This is a genomic window from Nostoc sp. (assembly GCF_036917315.1).
GTDB lineage: Bacteria > Cyanobacteriota > Cyanobacteriia > Cyanobacteriales > Nostocaceae > Nostoc.
Genome location: NZ_JBALDR010000040.1, coordinates 74,231 through 91,163, shown reverse-complemented (window position 1 = coordinate 91,163; position 16,933 = coordinate 74,231). Strand labels below are relative to the sequence as shown.

Below are 16,933 nucleotides of genomic sequence, written 5' to 3'. Positions count from 1 at the left end.
CCTTTAACCCAAACCCAATACTCTTTTCCCAAAACCTGATTCCTAATTAAAAATGCACAAAGCAAAAAGTATTGGGTACACTACCAATCTCTATGCTTGTGAATCACGATCGGAATCTTCCTGTAGACTCTGTTGCTCCGACAAGTCACGTATTCGTATTCGATTCATCTGAGTTAAAGCATATCGTGCTGTTGCTTGCACATCGGCATCTGGGTCTTCTAGCGCATGGTGCAACATCTGACTCATTTGACCCATCATGTCATAAACGCGCGTCAGGTCACGGATCGCATTTTGCCGCACTTGCGGACTTTCATCTTGAATTGAAATTGCTAAAGCACGGTTCATTGGTTTGAGTGTGCGGATGCCAATTTCTGACAAAGCTGCCAAAATTAAGCTCCTTTCTTGAGAATCAGCATCAATTATCAGGTCAACCAGATGCTGAATTGCCCGCGAATCTCCCTGCTGACCCAAATCCCAAATAGCCTTGCGCCGCTTCGTTGGGTCAGAACTGCGTAAATCTTGAATTAATTCCTCAACGATATTGAGTTTAGCAAGACGAGAAGTTTTTTCTGGTAGCAGTAATTGTGTGGAAAATGGTGGTGGTGGAGGTGTTTGTAGAATAGTGACAGTTTCCACAAAAGGTGGTGTAATCGGTTCTTTGTTAGCTTCACTCAAACTTTTAGGCTCTGATATTTCGGACTTTTGCACCTGCTTTACCTTCTGAAACGACCTCAGCAGATAAAAAAGTGCGCTAGTACATCCTAAAACTCCAATGGTAAATAGTAACCACCAGACAAAACCTCTCTCAGATGCTTGGGGATTTGCAGAAGTCGGAGCAATAGAGGTAACTGTTGGGGAGGTAACTTTTGGGGAGGTAACTTTGGGAGAGGTAACTATTGGAGAGGTGACAAACTGCTTTTTAGCCTCTATTGCTGCTTGCAGTTTCACCTGAGTCGCCGGGCCAGCAATCCCATCTAATTTTAAACCCTTTAGTTTCTGGAATTTAGCTACAGCGATTTCCGTAGTGGCGTTATACTGTCCATCTATCACGCCTCTGTAGTATCCCAACTGCTTTAATTGGGTTTGTAGTCTCTGTACATCTGATTTTGGACTACCATATCTCAAAACAGCCGGACTAGCAGTAACTGTCGAATTAGCTTGTGCAAGTTCTAAAATTTCAGGTGCTAGGTTAGGTGTAGCTGCATTTGAGCGATTTGGGTAAAAACCCACGCAAGAAAAACAGGTAAATATCAGAATTGAGGAACGGCATAGCCTCATATTGCAAGTTCCAGCCTGAACGTGCTTTTCAAATCTTCGATACCACAATAGCTTCTAGACCACCAAATGTTAACTATCATTTTTAATTGGGAATTGGGAAAAAGGAAGCAGGAGGCAGTGTTTCGACTACGCTCAACAACCAGCGACTACGCTCAACAACCAAGTAGAAGTTCTTTAATTTTTAATTTTTAATTTTTAATTTTTAATTGATTTCTCCCTCATCGCCTACTTAATTACTAATTAAGAATTATTTTAACAACTTAGGGTAATATTTCTGGTTCCGATTCTCTAACTGCTAGGCTTATGGGGTTCAATTTTTTAGCAGATGCTTCTAAAACTGGTTGCTGTATGTTAGCTATCTCGCCGACAGTAACTGTGTCGTTTTGTCCTCCTAAAGTATCACGTTGGTTAATGAGATAGATGCTGATTAAAGTGAGAAATACTCCTACCCACTGCAACGGACTGAGGACTTCTGAGAGGAAAAGATTGCCGAATAGTAGCGCAAAGACGGGTGTCAGGAAGGTGAGAGAACTAAGACTCGTGAGACTGCCACTAGAGGCAAAGTAGAAGAATAACCCATAAGCGATCGCACTGCCAAATACGGTAGCATAACCCAAGGCGATGAAATCAGATCCTCCCAGATTTTCCCACTGCTGGGATTCAACAACTGATGAAATTCCCCATAGTGGCAATCCGCCCAAAATCATGTGCCATCCCGTAGCGGTTACAGGGTCAGCATGTCGGCATACAAACCGAATCAACACTGTTCCCACTGCCATTGATAGTGCTGCTAACAGCATTAACCACTCGCCACTAGCAAATAAATCTTGCCAGTTGCCGATGGTCATATTTGCGCCTGAGTCGAAAAAATGTAAAATCCACTCATCAGGTAAGCCAATTAAACTAATGCCTGTGACTCCCAAGCCCAGCCCCAGCCATCCCCAAAAACCAATGTGTTCTTGGAATAGCCACAACGACAGCAAGGCAACAGCCAAGGGTTGCGAGTCAATCATCACAGACCCTAACCCTGCACTAGTTCTGACTAATCCCTCTGCCAAAAAGCCTTGAAACAGCGTCCCATCGACTAGGGCAAATAAGGCAATCCACAGCCATGCAGCCCAACTCTTCGGCTGGGGTTTACCCATAAATGCTGCTGCAATCAGAATTAACATCCCTGCTGGTATCAGACGCACACCTGCCATGAATAGCGGTGTGGTATGGGGTATGACTCCTTTCATGGCTACCATTGCCGTCCCCCATAGGAAAAAGGGGGCGATTAACAACAGGGGGGCGAAGGGAAGTCGAGATGCACTGAGTTTCAGTTGCATGGGTTTACTGATGCCTTTGTTTAACAAGCGCAAAAATTGCTTTACCCAATTTTACCGAATTATGTAGTTTTGCGATCGCCTTTGGCGGGTGCTTTGCACCATCGCGTAGCGTCTTGGAGACGGTGAAACTCTCCAGCCTCAGCCTAGTACCGCAAGGCACAAGTCAAAAGTTAACACTGAGCGTTCGCGCAGCGTCTCGCAGAGAAGTCAAAACCCGGATTTCTCACGCATAGTGTAGGCGGAGGGGGGAAGAGGAGTGTGGGGAGTGTGGGGAGTGTGGGGAGTGTGGGGAGTGTGGGGGGTAAGACTTCTTCCCCATCCTCCCACACCTCCCACACCTCCCCACCCCTTGGATTTCTCACTTGTGAGAAATCCAGAAAAAGAATTATATTCCGAGCTTCTTGCGCCGTTTGAAATGGTATGTTTATTTACGCCGTGCTGTACTAGTGCGATCGCTTGTACCAGAAATACGCTGTAAATCAGATTTAATTTTTGAAAAAATTACTTACTCTTAAAGCTTATGTATGAAAAAATTGCTATCCCTATTTTAAGTCTGATGTTTGCAACGCTCATGTCTAATGTGGTAGCTGCTGAGACTGTGATGAAAAAAGTAGCCAGAACAGGAGTGTTAACAGCTGGTACTAGTAGAGATGCGCTACCTTTTGCCTATGTGGATAGTCAAGGAAAGTTAAATGGCTATTCTGTAGACATGCTGACTCTGATTAAAGAGCAATTAGAAAAAGAAACAGGAAAAAAAATTAAACTGCAATTAGTTGGCCTTAGCCCATCTGAGCGGATTCCTAAAATAGTTAATCAACAAGTTGATATTGTCTGTGATGCTAGTAGTTTTACATGGAAGCGAGAGAAAAAAGTAGATTTTTCTGTCAGCTACGGTGCGACTGGAACCCAATTATTAGTTAAGAAAGGGAGTAATCTAGGTTCTCCTGAATCACTTATTGGTAAGCGAATTGGTGTGCTGGCAGGAACCACAAATGAGCAGGCGATCGCTCGCGTACAACCCAAGGTGAAGCTAGTATATTTTAAAACTAGGGCAGAGGGATACGCAGCTTTAGAACAAAATACTATTGACGCTTTCTCATCCGATAGCATTCTTTTAGAGGGATGGCTGCAACAGCAAAAAAATCCAGATGCTTTTGCGATCGTACCCGATCGCCCCTATTCACGAGAAGGTATCGCTTGTATGGTGCCAGAAAATAACTCCAAATTCTTGGATACAGTCAACTATTCTCTGGTTAAGTTCATGCAAGGATTCGTCAATGGAAATCAGCGATATGTCACTATTTTTGACCGTTGGTTTGGGCCTCAAGGCTCTGTAGCCCTCAATCGAGATTTACGCGATTTGGTAGTGGAAACTATGCAATTGGTCATAGAATTTCGTGAGGAAATTCCTAAAAGTGACCTGTGATATCATGTGCGGTTAAAGACTTATTATTAAGACCATTCATGAATTGCCCCTACTACTTTGTTAAGATAGTTTTGAGGTTTTGTAGTAAGGACTTTAGTGCTTAGAAAATGAAGGACTAAAGTCCTTACTACAAACTTTCTTACCTATCAATTTAAACTTGAAAAGTTACTAGCTGAAAATCATTCTTTTCGACTATTGTTTGCGTAAATCCTGTTCACTTTTCGCTGTTCGGCTGAAGACTCGATAGTATAGTGACGTACTAGTTTCTTTTAAGGGAAACAGCAGATAGGTGAGAGGATTTATTGCCACAATAATATTTCGGAAGTCACGCCGTGCCAAAAATAAGATCGCACGAGCAACTTGCTGTGCAGACATCACTCCATAAGGATTCAGTTGACTCTTAAATGGGCCAAGAATTAACTTGCGAATTACACAATCCCCATCCAAACGCTTGAGCGTAACAATATCTCCTAACGCTCTTTTGCTGAGTTCATAAAGTGGACTCAGTGCTGGAGAAACCTCAGCCTCAGAAGTGTTTACCCAGATTTCCTTGGTTGCTTTTGCTTGTGGGCCTGTTACAGTTGTCAAAAATATATCTATCAACCGCAATGCTGAAAAGGTATTCACTTCATAAGAGGAGTTGATAGCCTCCGGTGTGCGGCTGGCGTAGACATTGATTCCGTGGTTGATAATTAAAATATCTACTTTCTCTAAACTATCCTTCAGATTGGCTTCGTTGCCCAACTGCCAGGAAACCACCTTTACCCCAATTTGCTCTACTAATTTTTCTGGATTAGTGGTTAACGCCACAACTTTAGCATTATTCTTGACAAGTTCAGCCGCCAACGCTTGCCCCAACGCTCCTGATGCTCCGGTTAAAGCGATGGTTTTACCTTTCAGAGACAGTCCTGTACCCAGAATTTTATCCACTAGGGGAAAGACACCACTGTAGTAGGCATTAACATCATCAAAATGATGCCGCCAATGGTAAGACCGATTCACCCACCAAATGGATGGAATTGTCTCTAAAGGGCCGGGTAGGTGGTTGTAATCTGTATCAATTTTTCCTTGAAAATATCGCACAGACGCGCCATACAAAAAGGTACAACCGTAAGCTACGCCCAGCCATAACCCCATTTGCTGGACAATTAAGGCAACGACTACTAACACCACCAGCAGTAGACTCGATTCTAAAATGTCGTGATAAAGCTGGGATTCTTGGTAAATTTTCAGGGAAACTATCGATAAATCGCGGCGATAGGCCATGTGGTGCTTGTTGTGCCATTTAGCAAGCCAATTGACTTGGTGACACAAAGCATGATAGCTGTCTCTCAATATCTCAGCAAGTAAAAGTGAGAAGAGTGCCCAACTAGCAAACTGTAAGCTGGCATTTAGCCAAACCCAATTAATTTCTAAGGTTGTCTCAATTCCCATCAAGTTTTCAGCTAGCATTTTTATCATGTTTGTCTATACTCGTTGTTCTTAATTATTCTTCACGATCTGATAAAGGTGCGTTCAGGTTGAGTTTAGAGCAAATTAAAATCAAAGGGAATGGGGGATGAGGAGTGGGGAGTGGGGGACAAGGGGACATAAAATGCCCAATTACGAATTACAAATTGGTTAAGATATCCCAGTTGACTTTCACATAGCCAGGTTCAATGTAAACTTAAGGAAATTAAAAATTAACTTCTGCCTTCACGTTTCGGTGTTTCGCGCAATCTGTAGCAGCTTCCGCCTTAAGAATAGCTACAAGCATCAAATGACTGGAGGTATTCCAATACTGTTTGGTTAAGGCAAGAGACGCGATAAATCGCGTCTTTGTGATTTATAATTTTCATCAAAAAACCTTACCCGAACGGTATTGGGAGGTATTCGTAAAAGCGATGTCTACGACGGGCTACGCCTACGCAAAGACAAGTTGCAAAAAATATAAGTAAGTGAGCTTTGCTAAACCAAACCACCTTATCGCTCAAAATTAAGAAGTCGGTTTTCTTTATCGGGCAAAAACCCTGGCTTTTTGGCAAATACTTTTTCCACGCCACAAATTATCGGTAAGTCGAAAAAGCAAAACTACTGTCCTACAAAAGTTTCAGCGTCAGTTTGAGCGTTGCCAAAAAATGGATAAAGTCGAGCTTAGAAGATGTCTGAAAAGTTTTTTTGTATACATCTAACCCTTGGAGATCCCCCTAAATCCCCCTTAAAAAGGGGGACTTTAAGACTCTTATTCCCCCCTTTTTTAAGGGGGGTTAGGGGGGATCAAGAAATATTTGATACTTCTCAGATATCCTCTTAATAAAAATCCTATTTTTCCCACAATGAATTGTTTAAACATGACTGAACAAATGAACCAAGTGTTAAGCTATTCAACATTTAACTTGCATATCTTTTGCGGGCGAGACGCCCATCCTACAAAAATATACAATTTCAGATTATGCAAACTAGATGTGGTTTAGCTTGTTTGTTCAGTCGAGAGAGTTTCAAATTGGCTGTTTGCGCCAGCTGCGTTTTTTGAGCTTGGTTTGCCAAGACTCCATGTAGGTGTAGAAAACGGGCGTCAAATAAAGTGTGAGAAACTGCGAGAACACTAATCCCCCAACTACAGCTAAACCAAGGGGACGGCGTGTATCTGCTCCGGCTCCTAAACCAAGGGCAATGGGTAGCGTACCCATAAGTGCTGCCATTGTCGTCATCATAATTGGACGGAACCTCACTAAGCAGGCTTCATAGATCGCTTCATAGGGCGTTTTACCGTTTTGACGGGCAATAATCGCAAAGTCAACCATCATGATCCCGTTTTTCTTCACAATGCCAACTAGCAGAATAATGCCCACGAAGGCGTAAATATTCAAGTCAACTTGAAACAGCAATAGGGTCAGTATTGCCCCAAATCCAGCGGAGGGTAAGCTAGAAAGGATTGTTAGCGGGTGAATGAAGTTTTCGTAGAGAATCCCCAATACGATATAAATCACCAAGATGGCCACTAGCAATAGCAATCCTAAACCCTGAATTGAAGATTGAAATGCCTGCGCTGAACCTTGGAAACCTGTACTAATAGTAGGTGGCAGGGTTTGACGGGCCAGTTCCTCAATTTTACCAGTGACGTTACCGAGTGAAACTCCTGGCTTGAGGTTAAAGGAGAAGGTGACAGATGCCAGTTGCCCTTTGTGGTTGATAGTCAAGGGGCCCACATCTTTGCTCAAGGTTGCGACAGCGTTAAGAGGTACAAGTTGTCCGCTAGGGGCACGAACTGAGAGTAAATCTAGAGCATTGGCATTTTGTTGATATTTTGGTTCCACGCCCATAATTACTTGATACTGGCTATCGGGGGCGTAGATGGTAGAAACTTGGCGAGTACCATAAGCATTACTCAGGGCAGTTTCGATTTGATTGGCGGTCAAACCTAGAGCCGAAGCTTGGTCGCGGTTAATGTCTACTTTTATTTGGGGATTCTTGATTTGCAAATCGCTGTTAACATCTTGTAAATCTGAGAGCGATCGCAATTTCTCTTCTAAAGCTGGAGCATACTGGTAAAGTTCTTGAATATTGGGAGTTTGCAGAGTAAATTGATACTGTGCTTTTGTCTGTTGTCCACCGACATTGATGGCTGGAGGATTTTGCAAGAAGACTTTGATTCCAGGCACAACTGACAACTTCGGTCGGAGTTCCTGCACAACTTCATCAGCACTGAGATGACGCTCATGGCGAGGCTTGAGTTCGATTAAAATTCGTCCAGCGTTGGCGGAAGCATTTGGCCCACCAGCCCCGACACTAGAGTTGATGGAATCGACATTCGGATCGCGGTAAGCGATCGCAGCAACAGCCTGTTGATGTTTTACCATCTCATCAAAGGATATATCTTCTGATGCCTGAGTAGTTGCCGTAATTTGTCCGACATCTGCGTTGGGAACAAACCCTTTAGGCACAATGATAAATAGATACACTGTCGCTACAAGAATCGCTCCCGAAATCACCATCGTCGTGCGGTGATACTTGAGCGATTTCTTCAAACTCCAATCGTATCCGCCCAATATCACATTAAAAATGTTTTCTGAAAAGTTATAAAGACGACGGTTGAAATTTTTGATTCGGGACTGGAGACTAGGTGCTGGGGAAGGTGGAGCCTCCTCTGGCAATAAGGAATTAGAGACTGGAGACTGAGAATTAAGAATTTCTTCCATACTCATCTGTTCCCATGCTCCCACGCTCCCCTGCTCCTCTGCCCCCCTGCTCCCCTGCTCCCCTACTCCCTCACTCTCTTGCTCATGATGAGGTGGACTCAAGAATCTGGAACACAGCATTGGCGTTAAGCTGAGGGAAATTACGCCAGATACCAAGATTGCAACGCTAATAGTAACAGCAAACTCGCGGAATAATCGCCCCAGAATACCTTCCATGAACAGTATTGGGATAAATACTGCTACTAAAGAAATGGTCATAGATAAAATTGTGAAACCAATTTCTTTAGAACCATTTAGGGCTGCTTCCATGCGGCTTTCGCCCATTTCCATGTGGCGGACAATGTTCTCCAGCATGACTACGGCATCATCAACCACGAAACCTACTGAAAGGGTCAACGCCATCAGCGATAGGTTATCGAGGGAGAAGCCCAGCAACACCATAACCCCAAAAGTCGCTACTATCGAAAGCGGCACTGCCAAACTGGGAATGACTGTTGCAGAGATATTGCGGAGAAACACAAAGATTACCAGCACCACCAAAGCGATGGTGAGTAACAGCGTGAATTGTACATCATCCACCGACTCGCGAATTGACTGAGAGCGATCGTAGAGAATATCCATGTTCACAGCCGCCGGAATCTGTGTCCGAAAGGTGGGTAACAGTTTCTTGATTGCATCCACAACTTGAACAGTATTAGTTCCCGGTTGGCGCTGAATTGCCAAAACGATCGCCCGCACGCCAGAATTTTGGACTTTAGATTGCGACTTCTCCCCTGCTCCCCTGCTCCCCTGGTTACTGAGCGTAGTCGAAGTATGCTCCCCTGCTCCCCGACTCTCCTTCTTGACAGGAAAATACCAACTCGCAATCTTATCATTTTCCACACTGTCGAGAACTTGACCTAGTTCACCTAACTGCACTGGTGCGCCGTTTTGATAAGCCACATTTAGGGAGCGATAGCTGGCGGCATCATTAAGTTGACCGTTGGCTTGGATGGTAGAATTCTGCTGCTTACCGTAAAGTGTCCCAGTAGGTAGATTGACATTTCCGTTAGCGATCGCATCAGCTACTTCATCAATTCCTATCCCCTTTACACTCAGTGATTCGGGATCGAGTTGAATTCGTACTGCATACTTTTGAGAACCAAAAACCTGCACTTGCGCCACCCCATCTACCATTGACAGGCGTTGTGCCAGCAATGTCTCAGCATATTTGTCTACAGTGGACAGGGGCAGAATGGACGAATTGAGTGATATATAAAGAACTGGCTGATCCGCCGGATTTACCTTTCGGTAAGATGGCGGATTAGGCATATTAGTTGGTAACTGCTTCGCTCCCTTAGAAATAGCAGACTGCACATCCTGGGCTGCGCCGTCGATATCCCGATTTAGGTCAAATTGCAGCGTCAGCTGTGTAGTACCCAAAGAACTGGTAGAGTTCATCGAACTCAATCCCGCTATGCTAGAAAACTGCTGCTCTAAGGGAGTTGCAACGGAGGCAGCCATCGTTTCAGGACTAGCTCCGGGCAGATTAGCTGTTACCTGGAGTGTTGGATAATCCACATTGGGTAAGTCGCTAACGGGCAGCTGTTGGTAAGCGATCAGTCCAAATATCAAAATGCCAACCATAACTAGGGTTGTCATAATTGGACGCCGGATAAATAGCTCGGAAATGTTCATCTTAGTAGTTGGTCATTTGTCATTTGTCATTTGTCATTGGTCATCTTTTCCATCACCTCTGCCCCTCTGCTCCCCTGCTCCCCTGCCCCTCTGCTTCCTACTTCCGGTTTCACTTGGACTGTGGCACCAGGCACAAGGTTGAATTGTCCATCGGTAACTACTTGCTCGCCAGGTTTCAAGCCTTGCTTAATTACCGTTTCATTCCCAACGGTGTCGCCGACGGTAATTAAACGCATTTCTGCTGTTTTGTCAGGTTTAACTACATACACAAACTGCCCCTTTTGTCCACTCTGTACTGCCTGAGAAGGAACAGTAATGGCATTTGGTTCTTCGCTGAGTTTGAGTACTACATTGACAAACTGCCCCGGAAATAGCCGCTCATCAGCATTGGCAAAAGTACCCTTAAGTTGAATTGTGCCTGTTTGGGTATTGACTCCACTATCAACAAAGGTGAGTTCGCCCCGTACTGGATGCCCTGCATCTTTAGGAGGTAAAGCATCGACTTCTAACTTGCCGTTATTCGCACTGTATTTTTTGATATCTGGCAGCAGTCGCTGGGGAATCGAAAAGTTGACGTAAATCGGGCGAATTTGACTGATTGTAATCAGCGGATCGGTGGCATTCGCCTGTACCAAGTTCCCTTGATTTAGCTTCAGGCTACCTGTGCGTCCGGCAATTGGTGAGTAAATAGAACTATAAGAAAGCTGAACTTTGGCATTGTCGATCGCAGCTTCATCTGATGCTACTACTGCCTGAGCATTTTGGACATCTGCTTGGGCTGCCGCCACTGCTGCTTGAGCATTTGCCACTGCACCTCGATCTGCGTTCACCGTCGCTTGTTGAGCATCAGCACTGGTTTGATACTGTTCGGCCTGTTCTTTACTGATTGCCCCTTGCTTGAGCAAACTACTATAACGTTGCGCTTGTGCATCTGCATTTGTTGCCTGGGCTTTATCCTTGACTACATTCGCTTTTGCCTGATTCACTTGAGCGATCGCTTTGAGGACATTTGCCTGTGCCTGTTTCACTTGGGCTAAATCTTTAGCTTTGGCAGCATTAGCTTGCATCAGCGCAGCTTGTAAAGGACGAGAATCAATTTTAAATAACAAGTCTCCTTTTTTAACGTTCTGTCCTTGCTGAAAATAGACACCAGTAAGCTGACCGCCCACTTGAGACTTGACAGATACCGTAGAATATGCTTCCACTGTTCCCGTCGCCGATAGCTGTATTGGAATCGTTTTTTGAGTCGCAGTAGCAATCACCACTGGCACAGCTCGTTTTTTTCCTGCTTCTTTGCCACTTGATTGGGCTTCGGAAGCATTACAGGCACTACACAAGTAGGCTAGACTTAATATAAGTAGCGAAAATCGGCCTCTTTGAATAATGCTCTGAAAACGAGGAACAGTTTCAGCAGCCAAAGACGAAGGCTTTATCGTCTGAACAGGAGCTAAACAGCGCATATCAACAATCTGGGGGAAAGGGGAAGCACAGACACATACTAGCTTGTCTTTAGACATCGCATCTTCCGCAAAATGGTTGGTTGCGATTGATTCTAATTAGATAAGCACAATATTAGTTAAACTAAACATTAGTGTACTAATAATTTATTTTTTAGCCTACCCCTTTTGGAAAGAAATTCTTTTTAAGCCGTTGCGATCTGTGACTTTATTTATCTTTGATCTATGTACATCAGAGTGGAAGCCTACTGACGGCAAAGCAATCTAAGTATTGGCAAACTAATTGGTGCCCGACGGCATTTTTTGTTTTTCATCAATAAATTTAGTTGCTCTCAGACCCTTTTGACTCTAAAGAAAATGATTTTCTAAAACCTCCTCGCCCCTGCTCCCTTAACTTTCCCTCATCTCTTGCCTTTCTTTAAGTTTCAGCATAATTTCAGCGTGCATCTCGCGGGTAATTGGGTAAAAATACGTTAAAATCAAGCCAAAAATCAAGCAAACTGTAGGTATAGGCCCAACAGCAACGCGAATAGCAAACAGTGCCAAGTCAGGTTGAGTGGGTGGTAGACTTCCGGCTACAGATTCTTTGAAACCGGATACTTGCAAAGCATTTGACACCAAAAACAACCCGAAAGCTAAACCAAATTTTTGTAACAAAACCATGAAGCCATAAAAAATGCCTTCTCTGCGTTGTCCGGTTTGGAGTTCATCTAATTCAATCACATCTGGAATCATCGACCAAGGAATTAAATAAGCAGTGGATACACCAATACCAGCCATCACAGCCATCACATACATCAAAACTATTTGACCAGGCTGTAAGAAAAATAGTCCGGCTGCTGCTATTATCCATAAACTCATTCCTAGAAAATAAACAATTTTTTTCCCAACTTTTTTACTCAGCGCCCCCCAGACAAATAGCATCAACAAAGCAGTTGCTTGCACTGCAATCAGCACTGTGGGTACGTCTTCAAATTTTAGACCCATACAATAGACTACAAAATAGGGAATAATGCTAGCTGTAATCTGCACACCTAGCCAAGAAAAAAGATATATACCAACAACAAATAGAAAAGGTCTGTTGCTAAAGACAATTTTTAGCTGTTCCAAGAAGGGAAGAGATTCAGGTTCCTCAGCTTGGATGCGTTTGGCCTCAAAAGCCAGGATGCGATCGCGGACTCCAAAAACGCACCAGTATAATCCTAAAGTGGAAATCACCGTACAAACTGCTGCTAAAACGAGATATCCCTGTTGGGCATTGTGAATATTGTCAAAAACAATTTTCGTTAAAATTAATGACAGAATGCTACCACCAATAGAAAATGTGAATCGATAGCTGTTAAGGCTGGTGCGTTCGTCGTAATCTTGAGTTAGTTCTGGAGTCATCGCCGTATAAGGCAAATTCACAACTGTGTAAAAGGACTGAGATAGAATCCCAATCGCTACGTAATACCAGAACAGCGGCCAAATATTCTCACTCTGATTTGCACTAAATCGCGGTACAATCCACTGCAAGAAGAAGAAAATTCCAAAGGGGATTGCTCCATAAAACATCCAAGGAAGACGACGGCCCCAACGACGAGATTTTGTTTTATCAGTCAGGAACCCGACAAGCGGATCGTTTACGCCATCCCAGATTTTGCCAATCATCAAAATACTGCCAGCTAAACCCGCAGGGATACCAGCAACATTGGTAAAGAAAATTAGCAGATAAAAGACGGAGATATTTGCGGTGATTGCTGGCCCTAAATCTCCTGCACCATAAGCCAGCTTTGTTTTTAAGTCGAGCTTTTTACTAAGAGGATCTTGTTGGGCATCGCCATCAGCAGCAGAATCAGTCATAATAACTTGCGCTCATACTAAAATAAAAAGTTTGCGTAGGCGTAGCCCGTCGTAGACATCGCCTTCAATACTAGCCATCTACCACTCCCGTTAGACTTATGCCAGACCTTTATGTTTCTTGGTCAGATTATCACCAAAAAATTGAACAACTGGCTATTCAGATTTATGAATCCGGTTGGGAATTCAACCAGATTATCTGTCTTGCCAGAGGAGGACTAAGAGTTGGAGATATTCTTTCCCGTATATACCAGCAGCCGCTAGCAATTTTAGCAACCTCATCTTACAGTGGCACTGGCAAGCAAGAAAGAAGTAATTTAATTTTCTCCCGTCACTTGACAATGACTGCCGAAAAGTTAGGTTCGCGCATTCTCCTAGTGGATGACTTAGTAGACTCTGGGGTAACACTACAGCAAACTATACCTTGGCTCAAGCAAAATATTGATTTTCCCATTGAGGAAATTCACACTGCCGTTCTTTGGTATAAAGCTTGTTCAGTTATAGCACCCGATTATTATGTTGATTATCTGCCTGACAACCCCTGGATTCACCAACCCTTTGAACACTACGAGCAGATGAACCCCGCAGAACTTGCGGCTAAGGTAAGTCAACTGTGTTGATTAATACCTATACAAAATGAATTTTAGAGGATGTTTTAAAAGTCCTCTGGTCAGTAGCAAAACGTTTTAGATCCCCCCAAATCCCCCGATAAATTGGGGGACTTTGATTCCGGTTCCCCCTTTTTAAGGCTACGGTGTACACACAAGTCTCTCGATCTGCACCGAATGGCACGCTTGTTAATCGCAAAGCCCTGATCTAACAAGATTTTTGAGTGTGGGGAGTGGGGGAAGTGTGGGGAGAAAGAGGAGAAATTGAATAACTGCATATCAACAAATGCTGCATTGCCTCCCCATCCTCCCACACCTCCCACACCCTTCCAGCAAGGAGGTTTCAGCTTTTCAAGCGTGCCATTCTGACCGGCACGTTTGTTGTATTGACCGGCACGTTTGTTGCATCGATCTGCAAAAATTAACCTACCCTACGTTACGCAGCAACTTTAAAAGACTTGTGTGTACACTGTAGCTTTTTAAAGGGGGTTAGGGGGGATCAAGAAGTGCCTAAAATTACAGTCAATCACTTTTAAAACATCCTCTTACACTCGCTTATGCTTACCAACTTCCTTAACGGACAATTTTCCACAAAATGGTGAATGTAACTAGTACCGCTTTGCGTTATTACCAATTATGCAAAGCGGACTTGTTAAGGTAATTGGTAATGACTGATACATCAAGGCTTAATACTTTCTAAATGGATAGCTTATTACCGCATTGGTAGTATTTTAAATTTTAGCGTTAGCGTAGCTCGCCGCAGGCATCGCTTCCCTTAGCACTATTAATCGCAAGTCAATTTTAATAACATTGGCTTTTAAACTAAAAGCTGTGCTGGTATCAGAAGGAACTTCCAAAATCTTCCCTCAGGAAGTTCCAAGGGCAAATCATTTTGTCGTAGTCTTTGTTTTATGCGAATCAAAAGAAGCCAAAAAAGAAAGCAGGGGGCATCTATGCTAAACCTAACAATCAATCGGGGATTATAACCACAACTGAGTGTAGGGTAGCGAGTCCGTAAAGGTATTGTAGTCCACCATACCGGAGGTATGGTGGACTGTCCCCAAACAGGCCTTGGCATAAGGCTTTCCCAAAAACTTTTTCTTTCCTCCTACTTCCTACCTTGCCCGGAGGGCTTGGCCAAAATCCAGGAGTAAGAATGAAAGGGTTTTATACTACCACCCGATTGTAAAATCACCTTATTAGGCGGGTGTATAAAACTCTTTTATTCAAAATTCAGAATGGATTCTGAATTTTGATTTTTTCTTGATAAAAATTGAAGAAATGTTACGAAACTTGGGTGAATCTGGACAGGATCTGCTGGGGCAATATTTCTTAGGAGCGGAGTAGTGTAATGACGAATGAGGAAGTGGAGCAAATATGTTTAGAGGATATTCTCATCACTGAAGAGTTGTTTCGTAGAATACCCAGAACCACTGACCTCAAGCAAGAAAACGATGCACTTCATACCCTGATAGGGCAAGTAGTTGAGCAGCCTCAAATTCTGCTCAAAAAGCTTGTAAAAATCATTGCTCAACTGTGTCAGGCAGAATCAGCAGGTTTCAGCTTACTTGAGGTGACTCCGAACGGGGAAGATATTTGCCGTTGGGTTGCACTAGCCGGGATGTTAGAAGCCTATGAACAAACTCCCACTCTTTACACCTTTAGTTGCTGTGGTATCTGCCTAGAACGTCAAGCCCCCCTGTTGTATTCCTATCCCGAACGGTATTTCACCTTCTTGCAACAGGTTAAGCCAACAATCGTCGAGATATTGGTGGTTCCTTTATTGATTCACAATCAACCTCTTGGCACGATTTGGATTGTATCCCACGATGAGCATCGGCAGTTCGATCGAGAAGACTTGCGGCTGATGACAAGCTTCGCAAATTTTATAGCCACCGTTCTTCACAGTAGTAACGCCCGTCAAGCAGCTGAAGAATCTGCGCGGCGCGAGCAAGCCGCCCGTGAGGTTAGCGAAGCGGCACAAAATGCAGCTGAACAAGCCAACCGTCTCAAAGATGAATTCCTCGCTGTTCTATCTCACGAACTGCGTTCCCCGCTCAACCCAATTTTGGGCTGGTCAAAACTCCTGCAAACCCGCAAATTAGATGAAGCAAAGACGGCTTATGCCCTAGCAACCATTGAGCGCAATGCCAAGTTGCAGTCTCAGCTAATGGAAGATTTACTGGATGTTTCCCGCATTCTTCAAAGAAAACTCAGCCTGAAGACCAGTTCTGTTGACCTGTCCGCCGTTATTGAAGTAGCCCTTGATACCGTGCGTCTAGCGGCTCAAGCTAAGTCAATTCAACTCAAGATGGAATTTGAACCGGATGTAGGGCAAGTTTTAGGCGATCCCAGTCGCTTGCAGCAAGTTGTTTGGAATTTGCTCTCTAACGCCGTTAAGTTTACAGAGTCCGGGGGTGAGGTGGAAATCCGGCTTGAGCGCGTGGGTACACAAGCGCAAATCCAAATCAGTGACACGGGTAAAGGCATCGACCCAGAATTTCTGCCTCACGTGTTTGATTACTTTCGTCAAGCTGACAATACCACAACAAGAACCTTTGGCGGCTTGGGGCTTGGTTTAGCGATCGTTCGTCAAATCGTTGAACTGCACGGTGGAACAGTCCAAGCAGAAAGTGAAGGAGATGATAAAGGTGCAACCTTTACTGTCTTGTTACCTATCAAGAGTGTCGAGCCTCAAACAACTGAAGACAAAAGTTTGCCTGACGGTTTCTCTAATCTCCAAGGGGTAAATGTGCTAGTCGTGGACGATGAAGTTGACACCCGCGACCTAATAGTTTTCACCTTGCAACAATATGGTGCCTCTGTGCGTGCCTTCCCCTCAGCATCGCTTGCACTAGACGCCTTTGCACTTGAGAAACCACATATTATTTTAAGTGATATTGGGATGCCAGAAATAGATGGTTATATGCTGATTCAGCAAATTCGATCGCTACCACCACAGCAAGGGGGAGATATCCGAGCGATCGCACTGACAGCATACGCTGGAGAGACTAACCAGGAAAAAATTCTCCAAGCAGGATTTCAAGAACATTTGACTAAGCCAATAGAACCAGCAAAATTAGCGATGGTAATTGCTAGGCTAGTTAAATAATTAAATAATTATTTTAAGAAGTCGGGAGTA

General features: G+C 43.9%; 9 protein-coding genes. 3 read left to right on the top strand and 6 right to left on the bottom strand.

Annotated elements, in window-relative coordinates; all coding sequences use genetic code 11:
• Positions 1 to 90: 90 nt before the first annotated feature.
• The gene (locus V7K84_RS17815) at positions 91 to 1,278 is read right to left on the bottom strand and encodes a peptidoglycan-binding protein (RefSeq protein ID WP_334839930.1); all 1,188 of its coding nucleotides are present in this window, start codon (positions 1,276 to 1,278) and stop codon (positions 91 to 93) included.
• A 260-nt stretch (positions 1,279 to 1,538) separates the two neighbouring features.
• Entirely contained in the window at positions 1,539 to 2,606 is a 1,068-nt protein-coding gene (locus tag V7K84_RS17810) for a DMT family transporter (RefSeq protein WP_334839928.1), read from the bottom strand.
• 520 nt (positions 2,607 to 3,126) lie between these two features.
• On the opposite strand from V7K84_RS17810, the gene V7K84_RS17805 reads away from it, so the two are divergent.
• On the top strand, positions 3,127 to 4,032 hold the full coding sequence (locus V7K84_RS17805) for an amino acid ABC transporter substrate-binding protein (RefSeq protein WP_334839926.1): 906 nt from the start codon (positions 3,127 to 3,129) through the stop codon (positions 4,030 to 4,032).
• A gap of 192 nt (positions 4,033 to 4,224) precedes the next feature.
• Here the strand turns inward: V7K84_RS17805 and V7K84_RS17800 are convergent, their stop codons facing one another.
• The 4 genes from V7K84_RS17800 to V7K84_RS17785 all read right to left on the bottom strand — a co-directional run bounded on the left by V7K84_RS17800 (position 4,225) and on the right by V7K84_RS17785 (position 13,186).
• The gene (locus tag V7K84_RS17800) at positions 4,225 to 5,493 is read right to left on the bottom strand and encodes a bifunctional sterol desaturase/short chain dehydrogenase (protein WP_334839925.1); all 1,269 of its coding nucleotides are present in this window, start codon (positions 5,491 to 5,493) and stop codon (positions 4,225 to 4,227) included.
• A 1,016-nt stretch (positions 5,494 to 6,509) separates the two neighbouring features.
• Positions 6,510 to 9,887 carry an efflux RND transporter permease subunit gene (locus V7K84_RS17795; RefSeq protein WP_334839924.1) on the bottom strand — a complete coding sequence of 1,126 codons (3,378 nt, stop codon included), beginning with the start codon at positions 9,885 to 9,887 and terminating at the stop codon, positions 6,510 to 6,512.
• A 26-nt stretch (positions 9,888 to 9,913) separates the two neighbouring features.
• Positions 9,914 to 11,404 carry an efflux RND transporter periplasmic adaptor subunit gene (locus V7K84_RS17790; RefSeq protein WP_334839923.1) on the bottom strand — a complete coding sequence of 497 codons (1,491 nt, stop codon included), beginning with the start codon at positions 11,402 to 11,404 and terminating at the stop codon, positions 9,914 to 9,916.
• Between the two features lie 330 nt (positions 11,405 to 11,734).
• Positions 11,735 to 13,186, bottom strand: coding sequence for an MFS transporter (locus V7K84_RS17785; RefSeq protein ID WP_334839921.1), 1,452 nt, complete (start codon positions 13,184 to 13,186; stop codon positions 11,735 to 11,737).
• A 98-nt stretch (positions 13,187 to 13,284) separates the two neighbouring features.
• Between V7K84_RS17785 and V7K84_RS17780 the strand changes: the two genes are divergently transcribed.
• Positions 13,285 to 13,803, top strand: coding sequence for a phosphoribosyltransferase (locus V7K84_RS17780; RefSeq protein WP_334839919.1), 519 nt, complete (start codon positions 13,285 to 13,287; stop codon positions 13,801 to 13,803).
• Positions 13,804 to 15,142: 1,339 nt separating this feature from the next.
• The gene (locus V7K84_RS17775; RefSeq protein ID WP_334839917.1) at positions 15,143 to 16,903 is read left to right on the top strand and encodes a hybrid sensor histidine kinase/response regulator; all 1,761 of its coding nucleotides are present in this window, start codon (positions 15,143 to 15,145) and stop codon (positions 16,901 to 16,903) included.
• Positions 16,904 to 16,933 lie beyond the last annotated feature (30 nt).